A 17,452-nucleotide genomic window follows, 5' to 3' on the forward strand; every position below is an offset into this window, starting at 1 on the left:
AAGCTCCTTATCTACTCTTATCAATAATATCGTCATTAATTATATCGATTTTAATCATAAAAAAAGCGCAAACTCTATAGTTGCGCTTCTTTCAAGGTTAAGGGTTAGGTTTTTCTAATGTAATAGGTCCTAATTTACCTGTTCTAAAGTCACGAATCACTAATTCAGCAGTTTTTTCAAGATCCACTGACCCACCTTGAGCCAATGCACCTCTTTGTCTACCGATTTGTTCAATTATCTCAATATAATCAGCCTCTGGATCAAGCAGCTGATATCTTTCTAATAATAATTGCGGATATTCTTCTTGAATAAATTTCAGCGTAAAACGAGCAATATCTTCTATTGACAAGATTTGATCCTTAATCGTTCCAATCGCAGCTAATTGATAGCCAACATTTTGGTCCTCAAATTTAGGCCACAGAATTCCCGGAGTATCTAATAATTCAAAATCTTTTTTTACCTTGATCCACTGTTGTGCAGTTGTAATCCCTGGTCTGTCTCCTGTTTTGGCTATTTTTTTATTGGCTAGGCGGTTGATTAAGGTTGATTTACCTACGTTTGGAATACCAATAATCATCGCTCGGCCCGCTCTTGGACGAACACCTTTTTTCTTTAGTCGTTCCATTTTTTCAGCAGTCATCTTTTTTGCTGTCTCGATTACCTTTTGAATATCTTGACGATTTTGTACGTCAACAGCTACTGCTTCAATCTCATCTTCTCTTAATTTTTCTAACCATATATTTGTTAATTCTGGATCTGCTAAGTCTTTCTTCATTAATACTTGCATTTTAGGTTTTTGTTGTAAAATTTCTTGTAGCATCGGGTTTTGTGATGCTAGTGGCGCACGTGCATCAACGAGCTCTATTACAAAATCAACAAGCTTTAGTTTCTCTTGTACCTCTCTTCTCGCTTTAGCCATATGGCCTGGAAACCATTGTATTGTTTTCATTTGATCACCTCTATTTAATGAGTTTAATTCGTTGAAACGGCCAATAAACTACCATGGCTTTACCTACTATATCGTTCTCTGAAATTAAACCCACACTTTTAATTCCTTTTCTACTATCAGAAGAGTTAGGCCGATTATCACCTAATACTAAATAGTAACCTTCAGGTATGGTCTGATAGTTTCCATCAATATCTTCAGATAATGTGAAATCATGAGTATATTGGCTATTGCTTTGGATGATTGCTTCAGTTAAATATGGTTCCTCAATATATTGACCATTTACATATAATTGATCGTCTTTAAATTCAATCGTTTCTCCAGGTAAGCCAATAATTCGTTTTATGTAATCTTTTTCTTCTGTGGCATGAAAAATTACGACATCAAATCTTTTAGGATTGGTAAATCGATAAGAGACTTTTTCAACGAGTAAATAGTCTGAATTTGATAATGTGGGTTCCATCGATGAACCTTCTATCTTCGTAGAACTTACGATAAAGTTAATTACAAACCATGATACTAATAATGTTATTAAAACTAACTTTATCCAGCTTTTCAGCTCATTTAGTTGATCGCCTTTCATACATTCACCACCAAGACTTAGATTTATATTATCACTATCTATTAGCGTAATACAGACAATGATACTTATACTATATATTTTACCACACATTGAAAAAAGGAGCTTGAATAATTCAAGCCCCCTTTACTTTCTTTTGATTATCGAATTTCTTTAATACGTGCTGCTTTACCACGACGATTACGTAAGTAGTAAAGTTTAGCGCGGCGAACTTTACCACGACGAGTAACTTCAACTTTTTCAATTCGTGGTGAATGTACTGGGAAAGTACGTTCTACACCAACACCATAAGAAATCTTACGTACTGTAAATGTTTCACTAATTCCACCGTTTTGGCGCTTAATGACAACACCTTCAAAAATCTGAATACGCTCACGAGTTCCCTCAACAACTTTAACGTGAACTTTTACAGTGTCCCCTGGACGGAAATCTGGATGATCTGTACGTAATTGATCTTTAGTAATGTCTGCAATTAATTGTTGCATGTGTATACACTCCTTCTTAACTAATGCTCATGACTCATCTGATTATGTCAGCGGAACATCGTTTTATCCAAAAGTTTTACCTTTTGTCCGAAAGTAACTATATCATAAATGAACATCACTTTCAAGTAAAATTATGTTTTAATCTATTTCATCTAACCATTGCTTTTCCTCATCAGTTAGAGGATAATTTTCTAATAAATCTGGACGGCGTTGCTTCGTTCTTTTTAACGATTCTTTTCTGCGCCAATCGACGATTTTCTGATGGTGGCCAGAACGTAATACTTCTGGAACTTCATAGCCTCTAAATTGAGCAGGTCTTGTATAATGCGGGTGTTCTAACAGGCCAGTAGAGAAAGAATCTTCAACTGCGGAATCTTCATTCCCTAGTACATCTGGAAGCAACCGAACAACACTATCAATCACTGCCATCGCACCAATCTCTCCACCAGTTAAAATAAAATCACCGATTGAGATTTCATCTGTTACGAGATGCTCTCGAATCCTTTCATCATAACCTTCATAATGGCCACAAATAAAAATCAAATGGTCTTCCTTGGCTAATTCTTCAGCCTTTTTTTGATCATAACGTTTTCCTTGTGGACACATTAAGATTATACGTGGTGACTTTTGAGATACTTTTTCTATCGCTTCAACAGCAGAAAAAATCGGCTGCGGCATTAAGACCATTCCAGCTCCACCACCATAAGGGTAATCATCAACTTTTTGATGCTTATTATCAGCATAATTTCTAAAATCAATTGCTTGAAACTGGAGCGCTTCCTTATCTTGTGCTTTTTTCATAATTGATGAACCCATCACACCTTCAAACATGTCTGGAAATAATGTTAATACATCTATTTTCATTAAGATAACAGCCCTTCCATTGGTTCGATCGTGATCTGTTTCTGTTCTATGTTAACTTCTTTAACGATATCATCAATATATGGGATTAATAGATCTTTTTGATTTTTACGTTTAACAACCCATACATCATTTGCACCTGGCGCAAGCACTTCTGCTACAGGACCAAGCTTCTCACCAGAAGTCGTAACCACTTCACAGCCAATGATTTCATGATAGTAATAGCTACCTTCTTCTAATGGATGTAAATCTGCTTCTGAAATTTTAAGCATTCCTTGTTTAAAATGCTCAACATCATTAATGGAGTAGTAGCCTTTAAAGGTTAGCATATCAAATTGTTTATGCTTTCTATGTCTTTCAATCATTAGTTTAATGGGTGTCGTTTGATTTGGCAGGAATAAATAAAGTTGATTTCCGGGTTGAAAACGTTGATCAAAATCGGTAATACGCACAACCTTAACTTCCCCTTTAATGCCATGAGTATTAACGATTTTACCCACATTAAAAAATTCCATCTGTTATTCACCTACTTTATTATATTTCAACAAAATGCTGTCATTTGATAATTTCTCAGTTTACCATTAATAGATAAAAACAGGGAAAGACATGCTCCCCCTGTTTTACATAATATCTAGATAAATACGTTTTTTAACATCAGAACCGATCGCATAAACAACTGTACGAATTGACTTAGCAATTCGACCATTTTTACCAATTACTTTCCCGATATCATCTGGATGAACTGTTAAATGATAGACAATTTTATTTGACTCTTCATTTTCAGTCACTACAACATCTTCTGGATAATCGACCAATGGCTTTACAATCGTTGTTATTAAGGCCTTCATGTTATCACGCTACCTTATTTTTGATTTTTCTGATCGTGGAACTTTTGCATGATGCCTTCTTTAGAGAAAAGGTTACGAACTGTATCGCTAGGTTGTGCACCTTTAGCCATCCAGTCTAATGCTTTATCTTCATCTAATTTAACTTCAGCCGGATTAACAACCGGATTATATGTTCCAATTTGCTCGATAATACGTCCATCACGTGGTGAACGTGAATCAGCTACAACTACACGATAGAAAGGGTTACGTTTAGATCCCATACGTTTTAAACGAATTTTAACTGCCATTATTTGCACCTCCATTACTATTAATCTTCACAATTTAAGATTGTAACAGAAAAGTTTTAGTCTGTAAAGTGTTTTTACATTACATCATCGGAAAATTAAAACCTTTTCTTCGTTTTCCTTTTTTACCACCTGTCATACCAGACATTTGCTTCATCATTTTACGCATTTCATTAAATTGTTTAATCAGTCGGTTTACCTCGGCAATTGGGCGTCCAGATCCTTGTGCAATACGTTTTTTGCGACTTGGGTTCATCAAGCTAGGATCTTTACGTTCCTGCTTTGTCATTGATTTAATAATTGCTTCTACATGAACCAATTGCTTATCGTCAAGTTGGACATTTTTTAGTCCCTTCATCTTATTTGCGCCTGGAAGTAAACTTAATAACTCATCTAATGGGCCCATACTTCTAACCTGTTCCATCTGTTCAAGGAAATCATCGAAATCAAAGCTGGCTGAGCGCATTTTATCTTCTAATTCTTTTGCTTTCTTTTCATCAATTGTTGCTTCAGCTTTCTCAATCAGGCTTAGGACATCACCCATACCTAAGATTCGTGAAGCCATTCGATCAGGGTGAAAATCCTCTAACTGATCTAGTTTTTCCCCCATACCGATAAATTTAATCGGTTTATTTGTCACCGACTTAATTGATAGAGCGGCACCACCACGCGTATCACCATCTAACTTGGTTAAAATCACGCCTGTAATATCTAGTTGTTCATTGAAGTTCTCAGCAACATTTACTGCGTCTTGACCTGTCATTGAATCAACAACTAAAAATATTTCATCAGGAGACAGATTCTGTTTAATTTGATATAGCTCATCCATTAAATCAGTATCAATATGGAGTCGACCAGCGGTATCTATAATGACATAATCCAAGTGTTCTTCCTTTGCATACTGAATTGCTTCATTTGCAATCTCAACTGGATTTGCATCAGTCCCCTTTTCGAAGACCGGAATATTTAACTGTTTACCAACTGTTTTAAGTTGATCAACTGCAGCTGGACGATAAACATCAGCAGCGACTAAAAGTGGCTTGCGGTTATGTTTTTTCCGTAATAAATTAGCTAACTTACCTGTTGTAGTGGTTTTACCAGCACCTTGTAGACCAACCATCATGATCACAGTTGGCGGACGGTCAGCAACAGCTATTTTACTTTGCTCACCACCCATTAATGCGGTTAATTCTTCTTTTACAATTTTGATAACCTGTTGGCCTGGAGTCAAGCTTTCCATAACTTCAGCACCAACAGCTCGTGTACGAATATTATTAACAAATTCTTTAACTACTTTAAAGTTAACGTCTGCCTCGAGTAGTGCTAATCGTACTTCTCGAGCCATGACTTTTACATCTTGTTCAGATACTTTCCCTTTACCCGTCATTTTTTTAATAGTACTTTGGAGACGATCTGCTAATCCTTCAAAAGCCATTAAGGACGACCTCCTAATCTAATTCTTTCAGTCTTTTGATTAATTGTATTGCTTTATCTTGTTCTTCTTCAACAATTAACTTATTCAATTCATCAAGTAATTGTTGACGTTCCATAAATTTCTCATGTAATTTTAACTTTTCTTCATAATTAAGTAACATCGCTTCTGTTCGGCGAATATTATCATAAACAGCCTGTCTAGATACGTCAAATTGCTCGGCTATTTCACCTAATGAATGATCCTCCAAATAATAAAGGTTCATATAATCTCGTTGCTTTGGTGTTAATAATGGTTGATAAAAATCAAATAAGAAATTGATTTGTGTTGTTTTCTCTAACATTAAAGAGCACTCCTTATTAAACATAGCACCAATACAATTTGCATAACAGTTGAGATTGTGAGCCTATGTCAATTATTTATTACTTCTTACTCAATCATATCGGAAAATAGTCCGTAGACAAAGGCATTTGGATCAAAGATTTGCAAATCAGTGATTTGCTCACCTAAACCAACATATTTCACTGGGATATTTAACTCTTTTCTGATCGCTAACACAATGCCACCTTTAGCAGTGCCGTCAAGCTTAGTTAGGACAATGCCACTAACATTAGTTGCTTCTGAGAAGACTTTTGCCTGACTTAGTGCATTTTGACCAGTCGTAGCATCCAAGACGAGTAATACTTCATGTGGTGCGCCTGGAATTTCACGACTAATGACTCGATTTACCTTACTTAATTCATTCATTAAGTTCACTTTATTTTGTAGACGTCCGGCAGTGTCACAAATTAAGATATCTGCACCTCTAGCTTTAGCTGCTTGAATACCATCATAAACGACTGCTGCTGGGTCACTTCCAGCGCTTTGCTTAATGACGTCAACACCGACACGCTCGCCCCAAACCTCTAATTGTTCTATTGCTCCAGCGCGAAATGTATCGCCTGCCGCTAGAACAACTTTCTTGCCTTCTTCTTTTAATTGATGGGCAAGCTTACCGATTGTTGTAGTTTTACCAACTCCGTTAACCCCAACAAATAAAATGACAGATAGTTCTCCTTCTTGGAGATTTAATGATGGGATTGAGTCATTACCATCCATATAGATTGCGACTAGTTTTTCAGATATGACTTCTTTTACTTTATCAGTATCTTTAATATTTTGACGTTTAACTTCCATCTCTAACTCTTCAATCAATTCCATAACGGTATTTACGCCAACATCTGCTGAAATTAAGACTTCCTCTAATTCTTCAAAGAAATCTTCATCTACTTTTCGGTAGCGAGCGATGAGATCGTTTAGCTTCGCTGAAAAAGATTGTCGGGTTTTTTCTAGACCTGTTTCATACTTCTTTGATGTTTTTTCACTCGTAGTAGATGATGAAAATTTATCTTTTAACTTTTTAAAAAAACTCACTCTGTTCACCTCTTAAGATTTTGTTTCTAATAATTCATCTGTTTCTTCTAACTTTACTGACACAAAACGTGATACACCAGATTCCTGCATCGTTACACCGTATAAGACGTCAGCACCTTCCATTGTACCTTTTCTATGTGTAATCACAATAAATTGGGTTTGTTCACTAAATGCTTTTAAATAACGACTAAAGCGTTCAACATTAGCTTCATCCAGCGCTGCTTCAACTTCATCTAATACACAAAACGGAACAGGTCTAACACGAAGAATGGCAAATAACAATGCAATTGCTGTTAATGCTCGTTCACCACCAGATAATAAAGCTAATTGCTGCGCTTTTTTCCCAGGTGGTTGTGCCTTAATCTCTACACCTGTCGTCAGCAATTGATTAGGGTCGGTTAGGGTCAATTCAGCGTGTCCGCCACCAAATAATTGACGAAATACTTCAGTAAATTCGACTCTGATCTTAGAGAATGTCTGATCAAATCGAAGCTCCATCTCTTGGTCCATTTCACGAATAACAGCATATAACGTATCCTTAGCATCTTGTAAATCTGCTTGTTGACTAGTTAAAAATTCGTATCGTTCTGAGATGCGCTCATATTCATCGATAGCCCCTAAGTTGACTGTACCTAATTCTTCTATTGTACGCTTAATCAGTTTAACTTGTCTTCTAAGCGACTTCAAATCATCCGATTTTTCATAATCTGCTTTTGCCTTTTCAAAGCTTAGTTCATAATCTTCCTGTAGCTGTAAGAGTCGATTTTCAAGTTCAACATCTAAACGATTCGCTTTCACTTCTAATAGTTGTCGTTCTTCTGTTAACGCCTGCTTCTTACTTTGTAATGTACGATATTTTGCTTGGCGCTCTCCTAGGCGTTGTGTTAATTGCAATCGTTCTTGCCTTTTAACTTGAATCTCCTTCGTAACTTGTAGTTTTTCCGCTTCATTCTCTTGAATTCTTTGTTCAAGTACAGTGATAAACTCAGCACTTGCTTCGGTGTTCTTGATTAATTCAAGCTCCTGATCGACCGCTTCAATTGACTCACTCAGTTGCGTTAATTGCTGGTCTTTTTGTTCAACTTTTTCATTTTGATACATGCGTTCTTTTTTCTGCTCAGCAATTTTAACTTGGAGTGATTGGTATTCAGTCTCTAGGCTTGCTTTATTTTCTTCAAAGTTATCCTTCTCTTGTGTTAACTTTGCGATTTCTGCTTGTATCTCATCTATTTGAGCTTGTAACTGTTTTAATTTAGTTTCATTCTTCTCTTTTTCAGATTCAAGACGATTAAATTCGGCTTTTTTAGTTTCTCTCTCGCGTTCTATCATTTGAATTTGTTTTTCAATATGTGATAGCCGGATTTGATTTGTTTGCTGTTCGGCTAATTTCTCGTGAAGCTGATGCTGAATTTCTTCTCGTTTTACCCGTAAATGTTCAACCTTGCGTTCAATTTCAGCGACGAGAAGTGATTGTTGTTTAATTTCTCCTGCAAACTTTTCGGCACGATGCTTGAATTGATTAATTTTCTCTGTTAATTTTTCTAATTCTTTATCGCGAGTAAAGATGTTTTGATTCGTTACTTTCCGTGCACCACCAGTCATCGAACCGCCTGGATTAACAATATCGCCATCCAATGTCACAATTCGGAACCTGCGATCAACGAGTCGAGCGATTTCATTGGCATCTTTTAATTGATCTGCAATAATTGTATGACCTAATAAGTAGTCCACAACTAATTTGTATGTTGGATCTACCTGTGCGACTTCATTAGCTAGTCCAACAAAACCAGTATGACCCTTAACTTTTTCTAGGTACTGATTAGTAATTTTTTTCGGTTGGATAACATCAAGCGGTAAAAATGTGGCCCGCCCATTATTTTGTTGCTTTAAGTAGGCGATTGCTTTTCTACCTGCTTGTTCATTACTTACAACGACGTGCTGTGCTTGATTAGCCAAGGCTGTCTCAAGTGCTATTAAAAAGCGCTCTGGAATATCAATCAACTCAATCACTGCTCCATGGATTCCTGATAACTTTCCAACCTCTCTAGCCTTTAATACCGTCTTTACGCCTGAATAAAATCCTTGAAAATCTTGCTTCATTTCTTCAAGCATGTCTTTTCGAGATTGCATTAAGTCGATTTGACGTTGACCTTTTTCCAATCTAGCTTGCATATCTTTTAACAATTTATTTGCTTGTTCTTTTTCTAATTCAGCTTGCTTGAGTGATTCATGAATAATCGATTGTTGGTCATTTAAAGCATTCACTTCTTCGGCTAATTTTACTTTTAACTGATGTAATTTATCATAGTCTGCATGCTCAGATGTTTGTTCTGTTTGACTACGTTCTTTTTGGGCAATCATTTGATTTCGTTGTTGCTCAATAATCTTAATCTCATGACGTGTCGTTGCTTGTTGATTGAGTTGGTCAATATAATCTGCTTTTAATGACTCGATTTGTTGATCTAGCTCATCTTGATTATGCGTTAAACGTTTTTCAAGCTCGATTAATTTTGAATTTGTTTGTTTTACACTCACAGTTATCTCAGTTAATTTATTTTGTTCAGATTTAAGTTCGGTTTCAGTCTTTAGATATTGATCTTGTAGAATGGCTCGTTGCTGAGATAGTTTTTCTTTGCTCTGAGTGGTATGTTTTGAGCGTTCTAAAATAACATTTCTTTCTCCAGTCAATTTCTCAAATGATTCAGTAAGCTCCAGAAGTTTCTGTTGTAATGATTCAATAACTTGATCTAATTGTTCAATTTGAAGATCTTCTTTCTCAACTTGAGCAGCTTCAATTTGAATTTGGCCCGTATAATCATTCTCTGTTTGCTTTAATTGTTCAATTTGACTTAAAAGTTCCCGCCAATCATTATGTAAGTCTTCTATCTCTGTTCTTAATAAAGTAATTTCAGCACCTTTAAGTTGGTCTTTGTATGATAAATATTCTTTTGCTCTAGATGATTGTTCCTTTAAAGGCTCTAACTGTCCATCAATTTCATAGATTATATCTTCAATTCGATTTAAGTTCTCTTGTGTTTCAGCAAGTTTATACTCTGCCTTTTTCTTGCGGTTTTTATATTTGAGCACACCAGCTGCTTCTTCAAAAATTGTTCGTCGTTCTTCTGCTTTTGAGCTTAAGATTTCCTCGATTTTCCCTTGACCAATAATTGAAAATGCTTCTCTGCCTAAACCTGAATCTAAAAATAAATCAATAATGTCCTTTAGACGACAAGGTTGTTTGTTCAAGAAGAATTCACTATCTCCTGAACGAGAGACTCGTCTTGTCACACTTACTTCCTGGTAATCAATCGGTAATGTACGATCATGATTATCTAAAATTAATGTGACTTCTGCAATATTAAGTGGTTTACGGGTGTCACTGCCTTGAAAAATGATATCTTCCATTTTCGACCCTCGTAATGACTTAGCTGACTGTTCACCTAATACCCAACGGATCGCGTCGGTTACATTACTTTTTCCACTTCCATTTGGTCCAACAACAGCTGTTACACCTGGTACAAAGTCTACTGTAATAGGTTCAGCAAATGATTTAAAACCTACAGACTCTAATCTTTTTAAAAACATATTTTTCACCTATTTCGTTAAAAATAACAATCATCACTTTATATTTCAACCTATATATTTTATCATAAAGACAGTCTTGTTAGTAGGTTAGATTATTAAGGGGGAAAATCATGAATTTATCAGAAGCCAATCAAAAAAATTTAGCATATATGTTAGATAGCATCGGTAAACAATTAGATGTAGCTAATCCTAGCTTGCTTGATCCTGAAGATTATAATATTGATAAATACGATGATCTTAAGTGGTTGTATGATTTTGTGGTAAATAAAAACAATATCAGTATTGCTGAAAAAGAGGCTTTTATTGAAGAACTAGCCACAATACGTAAATAAAGATGTCGTTATAGTTGACATAACTTTCATTTTATTTTAAAAAGAAAGATTGATATTACGTTGGCTCGTTTTTACGAAGCTCTTTCATAAAAACAAGCCAACGTCCAACTAAATCGAAGTTTGATGTTTGTCTAATGCTATTTTAGCTGCTCGTTGCTCCGATTCTTTTTTTGTTCGACCGTGCCCGATTCCGACTACTTTATTGTTAATTTTTACTTGTGCAATAAATTCTCGATCGTGCGCTGGTCCTTTTTCTGAAATAATCTCGTAGTTAATCTCACCTTGCTTGTCTTGTTGGATCAGCTCCTGCAATTGGCTCTTATAATCAATCTCCTTAATCATAAAACCGTTTTTAATTTTTGGATAAATATACTTATGTAGAAAGTTTACAACAGCATTAAAATCTTGGTCTAAATATAACGCTCCGATAAACGCTTCGAATACATCTGCTAAAAGTGCAGGTCTCTTTCTACCACCAGTTCGTTCTTCACCTTTACCTAAAAGAACATATTGATCAAATTTTAGATCAAGTGCGAATTTAACTAACGCAGGTTCACAAACAATTGTTGCCCTCAACTTTGTCAGTTCACCTTCTGGTTTGTTCGGATAAGTTCGGTATAAATATTGTGATATACCTAGCTCTAAAACTGCATCGCCTAAAAACTCCAAGCGCTCATTGTCTTGCTGAATCTTATTCCTATTCTCATTGACATACGATGAATGCGTAAATGCTTGAATTAATAGTTTTTGATTTTTAAATGTTATGCCTAATTTCTTTTCTAATTCATCAAAATTCATTGCATATTATACCTCCCTCTCTAAATATATATTATCTTTTCTTATTTAAAAATGCAAAGGTCTCGTATGTAATCACGAGACCTTTTTTACTATACTTAAGACTGGCTGTCTATGTATTCAACAGCATCGCCTACTGTTTCAATTTTCTCTGCTTCATCATCAGCGATCTCCATGTCGAACTCATCTTCTAATTCCATTACAAGTTCAACAACGTCAAGTGAGTCTGCCTCTAAATCTTTTTGGAATGAAGCATCTAGGGTAACTTTGTCCTCCTCAACATCTAATCGATCAACGACAATGCGCTTTACTCTTTCAAATGTATCTGACATAATTTTCACCTCCTTTAAATGTTTTATTAAAATTACATAACCATACCACCGTCTACTTGAATTGTTTGACCAGTTATGTAATTAGCATCGTCTGAAGCTAAGAATGCTACAACTTTTGCAACATCCTCTGCCTTACCAAGTCGTTCTAGCGGGATCAATTTTAATAACTCAGCTCTAATTGAATCGTCTAACTGTTCTGTCATATCTGTATCAATAAAACCTGGTGCAACTGCATTTACTAAGATATTACGTGATGCAAGCTCTTTTGCAGCCGTTTTTGTCATTCCAATAACACCTGACTTAGCAGCAACGTAATTCATTTGACCTGGATTACCACTGATACCAACTACTGAAGAAATATTAATAATTTTCCCTGTTCTTTGCTTCATCATTGGACGGCTAGCGGCTTTCATACAAAGAAATACGCCTTTAAGGTTTGTATTAATAACTTGATCAAATTCATCTTCTTTCATTCTGATCAATAAATTATCTCTCGTAATGCCAGCGTTATTAACCAATATATCTATTGATCCTAGCTCTGTTATAACAGACTTAACCATTGATTTAACGTCACTTTCGTTCGTGACATCAGCTTTCACAACAATAGCTTTTCGTCCAAGTTGTTGTACCGATGCTGCAACTTCTTTTGCCTTATCTTCACTTCCGGCATAATTGATCGCTACATCATATCCTCTTTGAGCAAGTTCTAATGCAATTGCACGACCAATTCCACGAGAAGCTCCTGTTACTAATGCTACTTTTTGTGTCATCTTATTCATCCTCCTGGTACCAATCAATTAACTTTTTCAACGTTGCTTGATCAGAGACTGCAAAGACTTTAGCTCGTCGCGATACTTTCTTAATGAGACCTGATAATACTTTACCATTACCAACCTCAACAATCGCATCATAATCTTGAGCGAGTAGATCTTCAATTATTTCCTGGAATCTAACAGGTGAGTAAAGTTGCTTAACAAGCAGCTCTTTAATTTGATCTTTATCATGAACAATTTTTGCAGTAACATTTGAAAACACAGGGATAGCTGAATCTTGGAATTCCATTTGCTCTAACACAGTTTGAAATCTCTCTGCAGCTGGCTTCATTAATCTTGAGTGAAATGGCCCACTAACATTAAGTGGAATAACACGCTTCGCCCCTGCTTCAATTAATTTAGGTATCGCTTGTTCGACACCTAGCTTTGTACCAGAAATAACAATTTGTCCAGGACAATTTAGATTTGCTAAATCAACAGGTTCTTCAAGCTCTTTTAATTGTTGTTCAATCTCAGGTCGATCTAAGCCTAATACGGCTGCCATAGCGCCTTTACCTTTTGGATATGCTTCCTCCATTAGCTCTCCACGCTTTTGGACAAGCAGTAAGGCATCTTCTAATGAAAGCACACCTGCAGCTACGAGCGCACTATATTCACCTAGACTATGACCAGCAACTACTATTGGATTAATGCCTACTTTTGATAATTCTCGACTGACGATTGTGCTGACGAGCAACAATGCAGGTTGTGTGTGAATCGTTTTTGTTAATTCTGATTCTGGACCTGACGCTATCATTTCTGACAATGAGTATCCAAGTAATTGATCAGCTTCATTAAACACGAGCTTATTTTCATCACTTGCCTCTAAAAATGACTGACCCATCCCAACTTGTTGTGAGCCTTGACCTGGAAAAACAAATGCTAATTTTTTCATTCTTGTCCCCCATTAGTTTCTTTCATGTCTCTTACCGTTGTTTCAATTACTTCAGTAACATTGTTTTCAACCATATGACTAGTCTGTTTAATCGCATTGTAAATCGCACGTGCATTAGATGATCCATGTGCTTTAATAACTGGAGCAGCTAATCCAAATAAACCAGCGCCACCGTATTCAGAGTAATCCAATTTATTTTTTAACTGTTTTAAATCTTTCTTTAAGACAGCAGCTGCAAGCTTCGTTTTGAGTGATGACATAAATGTTTCTTTAATCAAACCAAACATCATTTGCGCTGTCCCCTCAATCGTTTTAAGGGCGACATTACCACTAAATCCGTCTGTTACGACAACATCAGCTACACCATCAAGTAAATCTCTTGCTTCGACATTACCAATGAAATTAATCGGTGCATGACTTAGTAATTCATATGCTTGCTTAGCTAATTCATTACCTTTACCTTCTTCAGTGCCGACATTTAATAAGCCAACTCGCGGATTAGAAATACCTCTAACCTTTTCACTGTAAATCGATCCCATAATCCCATACTGTAGTAGCTGTTTTGGCTTTGCATCAACATTCGCTCCTACATCTAGGAAAACAAAACCTTTTCCATCTATGGTTGGTAAAGTCGGGCTTAATGCTGGGCGCTCAATTCCTTTAATTCGACCTACTTGAAACAGGCCTACACTCATTAATGCACCTGTATTTCCTGCGGATAAACATGCGTCAGCTCTACCCTCTTTAACTTCTTTAGCCATTAATACAAGCGATGAATTCTTCTTACGGCGTGCTGCTCTAACTGGCTCATCATCAGCAGTAATCACTTCAGTAGTATGTAAAATTGAAATTTTATTATCATTGCTTAAAAAAGGTTTAATTTTATCTTGATCACCCACTAAAATAATTTCATCAATTTGTTTGAGTGATTCAATTGCAAGCATTGCACCTTCTACAACTGATTGCGGAGCATTGTCTCCACCCATTGCATCTATTACAATTTTCATTTTATAAAACCCCTTTTTTATTCTGTTGATCGATACATCGTAAATTGACCAGAAAATACGAGTTCTTGGTCGACAAAGCTATCAACCATCACAAGTGTTCGATTACGTCTTTCACTTGGTTGTACATGTGCTTTTGCGATAACGCGCTCGCCTTGTTTAACTTGTCGAATAAATCGAATATCTGCTTTTTCAGTAAGTGCAAGCTCATCGTCAATTACAGCAACAGCCAATGAGTTCGCTTGAGCAAACAAATGATGCCCTCTTGCAATATCATTTCTAGTGAACACATGGTCCTTCTTAATATCAAGGATAGAAATTGCTCGTTTATCTAATTCAAGATCAATAATTTCCCCAATCACATCATCAAGAGGAAGTGATTTAACTGTTTCATTCCACTGATCTTTTGCAACAGATTTAATTCTTTCTCGTAATTCAGGAATAGCTAATTCCATCCGGTCTAACCGAATCGTTTGAATACTAACAGAAAACGTCTTAGCCAATTCTTCATCTGTTATAAATGGCGTTTCTTCAATCTTTGCTTTAAGACGCTCTTGTCTAATTCGCTTTGGTAATCTCATTTTCTCACCACCTATGCTACAATCGACGTTTAATATTAAGACTAGGTACTAATAGTAATATATCGAAAAATATTTATCTTTGCAACCCTTTTTTTAATCAAAACCTACTTGATATTCCATCAAAACGTGATCCATCAGTTGTTTCAATTGCTGAAATTCTTGATTTTCCTCAAGATAATTATTCGTCACAATCTCTATTGCATCCTTACGAGCAGTTTCTAATGCTCGATAATCATGAATAGGATCAGCTAGTTTAAATTCTGGTAAACCACTTTGTTTTTTGCCGAAAAATTCTCCTGGCCCTCTTAGCTTTAAGTCATGCTCTGCTAATACAAAACCGTTTGTCGTTTCCGTCATAATTTGCATGCGCTCTTTGCCTGTCTCACCCTTCGGATCAGCAATTAGGATACAATAGCTTTGCTTGTCACCACGTCCAACTCGACCACGCAATTGATGTAATTGCGACAGGCCAAAACGCTCTGCATCGTAGATAACCATAATTGTGGCGTTAGGAACGTTAACACCAACCTCAACAACAGTTGTTGATACGAGCACTTGTACTTTGTTTTCTGCAAAAGCTTGCATGACCTCATCTTTTTCACTAGGGGTTAATCGACCATGTAAAAGTCCGATTTCAATCGGAATTGAGAAAGTATTTGATAGGTTTTGATACAGATCAACTGCATTTTGAATATCAAGCTTGTCTGATTCCTCGATTAACGGAGCAATGATGTAGGCTTGTCCTCCACTTTTCACTTCTTTTTCAATTAAGTTAATAATTCGTGGCATCATCGATTCTTTTACCCAAAATGTTTCGACTGACTTTCTGCCGACTGGCATTTGATCAATCATTGACATATCCATATCACCGAAGCTTGTAATTGCTAATGTTCGTGGAATCGGTGTTGCTGTCATAAACAACACATCAGGATCAATGCCTTTTTCTCGTAATACTTTTCGCTGATTAACACCAAAACGGTGTTGTTCGTCTACGATCACTAAGCCTAAATTAGCGTAAGAAACATCATCTTGAATTAAAGCATGTGTACCAACAATCACATTGACTTCGCCACTTTCAATTGCTGCTAATTTGCGTTTTCGTTCTTTACCTTTAACTGATCCTGTCAAAAATTCAACAACCAATTTACCTTCAAATAGTTTAGTAAGCGATTGATAATGCTGTTCAGCTAAAATTTCAGTAGGAACCATAATAGCACCTTGGAAACCTGCTAAAAATGCTGCATATAAAGCAATCGCAGCTACAACTGTTTTACCGGAACCAACGTCACCTTGTAATAATCGATGCATCCGATGAGGTGATCTCATATCATCAAGGATTTCCTGTTTTGCTTTACTTTGTGCTTCTGTTAATTGAAATGGTAATTGATTAATAAATTCAATTAAATCAGTCTCTGAAAATTCCTTCCGTTGACCTTGAGTCCTGTCAATATTCAATTGCCGTAATCCTTGCATTTTTAACTGAAACAGTAAAAACTCCTCATAGATTAGCCGTCTTCTCGCTTGTTTTAAGTGATTAATATCTTGTGGAAAGTGAATTTGCTCAAGGGCCATTCCTCGGCTTAGCAGTTTATATTCTGTGAGATATCGGTTAGGTAATATTTCTACGATTTCTTCTCTGAATTGAGTAAATGCTTGCTTTAGAACTTTTCTAAATTGAAACGGCGTAATGATTTGACGTAATCCATATGACGGTTCTATTTCAGTTGATGAATTCTCCCCAATCCGATAATGGCTAATCGTTATTTGTTGACGATGTTGATCCCATTTTCCAGTCACCGTCACCTTTTTGCCTTCGACCATTTGATCTTTGGCAAAATGTCGATTAAACATAATCCCTTTTACAACGACTTGATCAACTTGAAGCGGGACAACTAGTCGTGATTTCTTACGGCCATAGAATGTGACAACAGGTTGACTTAAGACGATTGCTTCAAGCGTGGCTTTTTGGTCATGTACCAGCTCCGTAATCGGTAATACTTCAAAATTTTCATATCTTGAAGGATATGTATGAAATAAATCCTCCACAGTATGTATATCAAGTTGTGCTAATTTCTCCTTTAAGGCAGGTCCCACTCCCTTTATATCAGTGACTAATCTCCTGTTCAAAATAGCATTCACCCCCTTTATTAAAATTAACATCATGATTTTCGATTGTGACTTGCGATTCAATCGATTTAATTATACACATTTTCAGCATTGAAGCCTATTGCTGTAATTGTATTATAACAACAAAAAAGTGCCCCGAA

Annotated in this window: 19 protein-coding genes; 1 reads left to right on the forward strand and 18 read right to left on the reverse strand. The window is 36.1% G+C overall.

Annotation, left to right across the window (positions count from 1 at the left end):
• Positions 1–97: 97 nt before the first annotated feature.
• The 11 genes from ylqF to smc form a co-directional block, all read right to left on the reverse strand.
• Entirely contained in the window at positions 98–949 is an 852-nt protein-coding gene (gene ylqF / locus AXY_RS07755; RefSeq protein ID WP_015010248.1) for a ribosome biogenesis GTPase YlqF, read from the reverse strand.
• Between the two features lie 10 nt (positions 950–959).
• Positions 960–1,529: a signal peptidase I gene (gene lepB, locus AXY_RS07760; protein ID WP_015010249.1), complete on the reverse strand. Its 570-nt coding sequence runs from the start codon at positions 1,527–1,529 to the stop codon at positions 960–962.
• Between the two features lie 137 nt (positions 1,530–1,666).
• On the reverse strand, positions 1,667–2,011 hold the full coding sequence (gene rplS / locus AXY_RS07765) for a 50S ribosomal protein L19 (protein WP_015010250.1): 345 nt from the start codon (positions 2,009–2,011) through the stop codon (positions 1,667–1,669).
• A 138-nt stretch (positions 2,012–2,149) separates the two neighbouring features.
• A complete protein-coding gene (trmD, locus tag AXY_RS07770) occupies positions 2,150–2,875 on the reverse strand; it encodes a tRNA (guanosine(37)-N1)-methyltransferase TrmD (protein ID WP_015010251.1) in 726 nt (241 codons plus the stop codon).
• Positions 2,875–3,387, reverse strand: coding sequence for a ribosome maturation factor RimM (rimM, locus tag AXY_RS07775; protein WP_015010252.1), 513 nt, complete (start codon positions 3,385–3,387; stop codon positions 2,875–2,877). Before rimM ends, trmD begins: the two co-directional genes overlap by 1 nt.
• 105 nt (positions 3,388–3,492) lie before the next feature.
• On the reverse strand, positions 3,493–3,720 hold the full coding sequence (locus AXY_RS07780) for a KH domain-containing protein (protein WP_015010253.1): 228 nt from the start codon (positions 3,718–3,720) through the stop codon (positions 3,493–3,495).
• A gap of 14 nt (positions 3,721–3,734) precedes the next feature.
• Entirely contained in the window at positions 3,735–4,007 is a 273-nt protein-coding gene (gene rpsP, locus AXY_RS07785; RefSeq protein ID WP_015010254.1) for a 30S ribosomal protein S16, read from the reverse strand.
• A 79-nt stretch (positions 4,008–4,086) separates the two neighbouring features.
• Positions 4,087–5,439 carry a signal recognition particle protein gene (ffh, locus tag AXY_RS07790; RefSeq protein ID WP_015010255.1) on the reverse strand — a complete coding sequence of 451 codons (1,353 nt, stop codon included), beginning with the start codon at positions 5,437–5,439 and terminating at the stop codon, positions 4,087–4,089.
• Between the two features lie 13 nt (positions 5,440–5,452).
• The gene (locus AXY_RS07795) at positions 5,453–5,779 is read right to left on the reverse strand and encodes a putative DNA-binding protein (RefSeq protein ID WP_015010256.1); all 327 of its coding nucleotides are present in this window, start codon (positions 5,777–5,779) and stop codon (positions 5,453–5,455) included.
• An 86-nt stretch (positions 5,780–5,865) separates the two neighbouring features.
• The gene (ftsY, locus tag AXY_RS07800) at positions 5,866–6,849 is read right to left on the reverse strand and encodes a signal recognition particle-docking protein FtsY (RefSeq protein ID WP_015010257.1); all 984 of its coding nucleotides are present in this window, start codon (positions 6,847–6,849) and stop codon (positions 5,866–5,868) included.
• A gap of 12 nt (positions 6,850–6,861) precedes the next feature.
• Positions 6,862–10,434 carry a chromosome segregation protein SMC gene (gene smc / locus AXY_RS07805; protein WP_015010258.1) on the reverse strand — a complete coding sequence of 1,191 codons (3,573 nt, stop codon included), beginning with the start codon at positions 10,432–10,434 and terminating at the stop codon, positions 6,862–6,864.
• A gap of 110 nt (positions 10,435–10,544) precedes the next feature.
• Here smc and AXY_RS07810 point away from each other — a divergent pair, with 110 nt between their 5' ends.
• Positions 10,545–10,766, forward strand: a complete 222-nt coding sequence (locus tag AXY_RS07810; RefSeq protein ID WP_015010259.1) for a DUF1128 domain-containing protein — start codon at positions 10,545–10,547, stop codon at positions 10,764–10,766.
• Between the two features lie 108 nt (positions 10,767–10,874).
• Here the strand turns inward: AXY_RS07810 and rnc are convergent, their stop codons facing one another.
• From rnc to recG, 7 genes are all read right to left on the reverse strand, one after another.
• Entirely contained in the window at positions 10,875–11,564 is a 690-nt protein-coding gene (gene rnc, locus AXY_RS07815; protein WP_015010260.1) for a ribonuclease III, read from the reverse strand.
• 95 nt (positions 11,565–11,659) lie between these two features.
• Positions 11,660–11,893: an acyl carrier protein gene (locus AXY_RS07820; protein ID WP_015010261.1), complete on the reverse strand. Its 234-nt coding sequence runs from the start codon at positions 11,891–11,893 to the stop codon at positions 11,660–11,662.
• Positions 11,894–11,925: 32 nt separating this feature from the next.
• A complete protein-coding gene (gene fabG / locus AXY_RS07825; protein ID WP_015010262.1) occupies positions 11,926–12,672 on the reverse strand; it encodes a 3-oxoacyl-[acyl-carrier-protein] reductase in 747 nt (248 codons plus the stop codon).
• Positions 12,665–13,600 (reverse strand): ACP S-malonyltransferase, encoded by a 936-nt coding sequence (fabD, locus tag AXY_RS07830; protein ID WP_015010263.1) that lies wholly within the window; start codon positions 13,598–13,600, stop codon positions 12,665–12,667. Before fabD ends, fabG begins: the two co-directional genes overlap by 8 nt.
• Positions 13,597–14,607, reverse strand: a complete 1,011-nt coding sequence (gene plsX / locus AXY_RS07835) for a phosphate acyltransferase PlsX (protein WP_015010264.1) — start codon at positions 14,605–14,607, stop codon at positions 13,597–13,599. The genes fabD and plsX overlap by 4 nt, the downstream gene beginning before the upstream one ends.
• Positions 14,608–14,624: 17 nt before the next feature.
• The gene (gene fapR, locus AXY_RS07840; RefSeq protein WP_015010265.1) at positions 14,625–15,185 is read right to left on the reverse strand and encodes a transcription factor FapR; all 561 of its coding nucleotides are present in this window, start codon (positions 15,183–15,185) and stop codon (positions 14,625–14,627) included.
• A gap of 93 nt (positions 15,186–15,278) precedes the next feature.
• Positions 15,279–17,345 (reverse strand): ATP-dependent DNA helicase RecG, encoded by a 2,067-nt coding sequence (gene recG, locus AXY_RS07845; protein ID WP_051007552.1) that lies wholly within the window; start codon positions 17,343–17,345, stop codon positions 15,279–15,281.
• Between the last annotated feature and the right edge of the window lie 107 nt (positions 17,346–17,452).

The organism is Amphibacillus xylanus NBRC 15112 (assembly GCF_000307165.1).
Lineage (GTDB): Bacteria > Bacillota > Bacilli > Bacillales > Amphibacillaceae > Amphibacillus > Amphibacillus xylanus.